This is a genomic window from Actinomadura sp. NPDC000929, assembly GCF_040492065.1.
GTDB lineage: Bacteria > Actinomycetota > Actinomycetes > Streptosporangiales > Streptosporangiaceae > Spirillospora > Spirillospora verrucosospora.
This window is the reverse complement of the sequence record NZ_JBEUPA010000282.1, coordinates 1-3,916: the sequence shown is the minus strand read 5'-3', so window position 1 is coordinate 3,916 and position 3,916 is coordinate 1. Positions and strand designations below refer to the sequence as shown.

Sequence of the window (3,916 nt, the reverse complement as noted above, 5' to 3'; positions counted from 1 at the left end):
GGCAGAGTAGTGCGGTTCGGTCTCCGCCGGTAGGGCCCGCGCTACCCGCTGTAGGTGCTCCGCCGTGCCGCGCGCCCTGGCGTCGTCGTGGCCGGTCGCGCTCGCCATGCTCGCCGGGGCGGGCTGCCTCGCCGCCGGTGTCCGGCTCGACCTGATCGACAACCCGGCGGCCCCGTCCGGACCGCTCGGCGACATCGCCCCGCAGCTGCTCGGGCTCGTGATCGTCGGGCGGCTCGCGGTCGAGCTGTGGCGCCCGAAGCCGCCCGGCGGCGGCTCCGGCGGCCCGATCCCGCTCAGCTGGACGGCGCCGGGGCAGGGTCCGCCTGACGGGACGGCGCCCGGCGGCGGGTCAGCCGCTGGACCGGCCACTCCACCAGGTAGTGGGTCAGGGCCCCCGCTGCGATGGTCGCCGCAGCCACCACCGGCAGATCCGTCGCGACGTTCCCCCGGAAGCCGCGGCCGGTCGCGTCGAACCAGGCGATGATGATCAGGAGCTGCCACAGGAACACGCCGTAGGAGATCCGGCCGAGGAACCGCATCACCGGGTTCCCCAGGATCGCGCCGAGCGCCGGATGGTCCGCCGGAGCCAGCGCCACCGGCGCCACGAGCGCCGCCGCGCACAGCCCGAACACCACCACGTGCAGCAGGGACGTCCAGAAGGCGTCCGGCGTCTGGAGGCTGAGCGGCCCGGCGGCGGGCGTCGCCGCCACCACGTACAGCATCGCCGCCGCGACCCAGCACGCCGCCCACGAGTCGGAGACGGCGCGGCACACCGCGGCCACGGGACGGCGCTCGTCCAGCCGCGCCCACACCGTCACCACCGCGAGCGCCATCCCGATCGCGAACCAGGCGAAGTACCGCGGCAGCCAGACCCCCATCCCGGTGTGCCGCTCCGGGACGAACATGAGGACGGTCCACGGCAGCGACAGCGCCGCGTACACGCCGATGCCGACGAGGAGGCGCCGGGCGCGGACGCCGACGTCGCGGCTGCCCGTCCGGCGCGCGTACCAGGAGAGGGCGGCCGCGGTGAACGGCAGCAGGACGTACCAGCCGGCCTCGACGACGAGGCTCCACATCTGCCCGAGGTGCGCGGGCCCGAGGTCGCCGTTCCACCACGGGTCGGGCAGGTAGGTCTGCGTCAGGGTGAGCAGCGATCCCCAGGTCAGCGGGTCGCCGACGTGGTCGCGCCCGGCCGTGAACATGAACACCACGACCACGGCCCAGTACGCGGGCAGGATGCGGAACACGCGCCTGCGCAGGTACTCGGCCGTCCGCGGCGCGGCCCGCCCGTCCAGGACGGCCGCCGCCCACGGGCGGTAGAGCAGCAGCCCGGAGAGCGCGAAGAAGATCGGCACGCCCACCTGGCCGCCGTTGAACAGCCACCGCGCGCCGTTCGGGTTGGTGATCGAACCGGCCGCGCTCGCGACATGGAAGACCAGGACGACGAGCGCCGCCACGGCGCGCAGGCCGTCCACGGTGTCCTGATGCCCCGAAACGGGCGGCGCCGCAGACCGGACCCCCCGCTCACCATCCCTCACGAACCAGGCCCCCCGAGCACGCCATGGTTCTCGACCCCGCCAAGCCCCCCACCCTGCCGGAGCGCGTCCGGCTCTCCGGGCGCTTCTTGCTTTCTGGGTGTGGGGTGGTTGTTGAGGGGGGTGTTTTTTCTGAGTACCAGGACGAGGTTCCAGGTGGCGACTTCGCGTAGGCCCGGGACGCGGACGACGGCCTCCGCCCAGCGCGGGTGGTAGCGGGGCAGCGCGTCCAGGACGGTCGCCTGGTCGTTCCCGCGGGCCCACCTGAGCGCCGACGACACCGACACCGGATGCAGGCCCAGCCCGAACCGGTTCTTCGGCGGGAACCCGTTCCGGCGCTCGTAGCGCCGCGCCGCCCGGTCGCCGCCGAGATAGTGCCAGGGGGACGTCTCGTGGCCGCCCCACGGGGACAGCCAGTTGGTGAACGACAGGAAGACCGTCCCGCCGGGCCTGGTCACCCGGACCATCTCGTCGGCCATGCGCCAGGGGTCGGGGACGTGCTCCAGGACGTTCGACGAGAAGCACACGTCGACCGACCCCGTGCGGAAGGGGAGGGCCAGCGCGCTCCCGACGAGGGTGTTCGGCACGTCGACGGCGTGCGCGGTCAGTTCGGAGAGGTCGTGGTCGATGCCGGTGCAGCGCGCCCCGGCGTCCGCCAGCGCGCGGGCGAAGAACCCGGAGCCGGTCCCCACGTCGACGACCGTCGCGCCCGCCAGATCGGCGTACGAGCCGAGCTGCGCGACGGTGTCGCGCGCCATCAGCTCGTAGAAGTACTCCGGTTCGCTCTGCTCGCGCCGGAAAGCGCTCAGCAGCCGGACCGACCGCGCCAGCGTGGCCCGGTGCCCGTTCCCGGGACGTGTTCCGTCCCGCCTGGGGGGCGCCGCCGCCATCGCCACCTCACCGTCCGTGTCGTCGAGCCCGGTCGTCCCGCCGATCGGGCGCCCGCAAGGTAACGGGGAGCTTACCGACCAGTACAGCGGTCCGGTAGGGTGACCCGGACATGCTGGAGGTGGGGCCCGGCGGCTCGGCGAGGCCCCCGCCCGCCGTGCGAGCGACGGCAGCCCCGGAGGTGTTCATGCGGCGACCGGTCGGCCTGGTCCTGATCGGCCTTGGCGCGTTCTTCCTCACGCTCGCGCCGCTCGTCCGTTTCTACGTCGCCGACCAGGTGGTCGTCGCTCCACTGAACCGCTACCAGGTGACGAACCTGGAGTCGAAGGGCTCCACGTACTTCGACGAGGCCGACCTCAAGCTCAAGACCGGCGTCACCCTGCTGGCCAAGAACACCGTCCGCGGGGACGTCCGCGCCAACGAGGGCAACGACGACATCGCGGTCTGGGACTCCACCACCAACATCTACAACCAGGACAAGCCGGACAAGCCCGTTCAGATCCAGGGCTACCGCATCGCCTTCGACCGCCGGACCGGCGTCCTGACCAACTGCTGCGGCGCCAACGTCGACGGCGACAACGGCGTCCGGATGACCGGGTACGGGCTGCTGTTCCCCATCGCGAACGTGCAGAAGAAGGACTACCCCTTCTACGACATGACGACCAAGCAGACGGCGCCGATGCAGTTCAACGCCGTCGAGAAGGTCCACGGGCTGACGACGTACCGGTTCACCCAGACGATCCCGCTCACCAAGACGGCGGCGCTGGACGCCAAGCTGCCCGCGAAGATGCTCGGCCTGCCCGGCGACGCGGGGAGCCAGAAGGTCGACCGGTACACCGAGGCCTACAACACCGTCTGGGTCGACCCGCGCACGGGCATCCCGGTCAAGCACCGCGAGAACATCCGCAGCACCGTCCGCACGGCCGACGGCAGGGGCTCGATGATCGTCGCGCAGGCCGACCTCATCACCATCGACAGGGACCAGAAGGGCCTGGTCGACATGGCGAACAGCACCGCCCTGCAGATCGACATGGTGCGCAGCTACATCCCGGCCGCCGGCGTCCTGCTCGGCCTGATCCTGCTCTTCGTCGGCGGCCACTTCGGCATGTCCCGCCGCGAGGCCCCGCCCCTGGAGGCCCCGCGCCGCCCCGACGGCAAGTTCGGCGACATGACCTCGCCCGGCCCGCGCAGGCCGTCCGGCCCGCCCGGACCGTCCAAGCCGTCCGCGACGCCCACCGAATCAGCCGCGCCCGTCGTCCCCTCCGCCGGTCCGCCCGAGCCCCGCCGCACGGCGCCCCGCAGCCAGCGCCAGCAACGCAAGGCCGCAGGCCCCGCGAAACGCCGCTGACCCGACGGGCAGGCCCGGCTCGCCGCCCCCGCCCGTATCCCAGTACGAGCTGCGACCGCCTGCCGGTCCGCACGCCGCACCGTCACCCCCGCCCCGCGCCGCCTCCCGCCCCGCGCCGCCTCCCGCCCCGCGCCGCCTCCCGCCC

The 3,916-nt window shown here is 73.2% G+C and carries 2 protein-coding genes and 1 pseudogene; 1 reads left to right on the top strand and 2 read right to left on the bottom strand.

The annotated features are described in order from the left end of the window. Window positions 1–293: 293 nt before the first annotated feature. Window positions 294–1,475, bottom strand: a complete 1,182-nt coding sequence (locus ABWI04_RS41960; protein ID WP_345181735.1) for an acyltransferase family protein — start codon at window positions 1,473–1,475, stop codon at window positions 294–296. A 188-nt stretch (window positions 1,476–1,663) separates the two neighbouring features. Then, window positions 1,664–2,425: pseudogene (locus ABWI04_RS41955) on the bottom strand (methyltransferase domain-containing protein); the annotation flags it as partial. A gap of 110 nt (window positions 2,426–2,535) precedes the next feature. Here ABWI04_RS41955 and pgfA point away from each other — a divergent pair. After that, window positions 2,536–3,771 (top strand): cell envelope lipid trafficking protein PgfA, encoded by a 1,236-nt coding sequence (pgfA, locus tag ABWI04_RS41950; protein ID WP_353835893.1) that lies wholly within the window; start codon window positions 2,536–2,538, stop codon window positions 3,769–3,771. The last annotated feature ends 145 nt before the right edge of the window (window positions 3,772–3,916 follow it).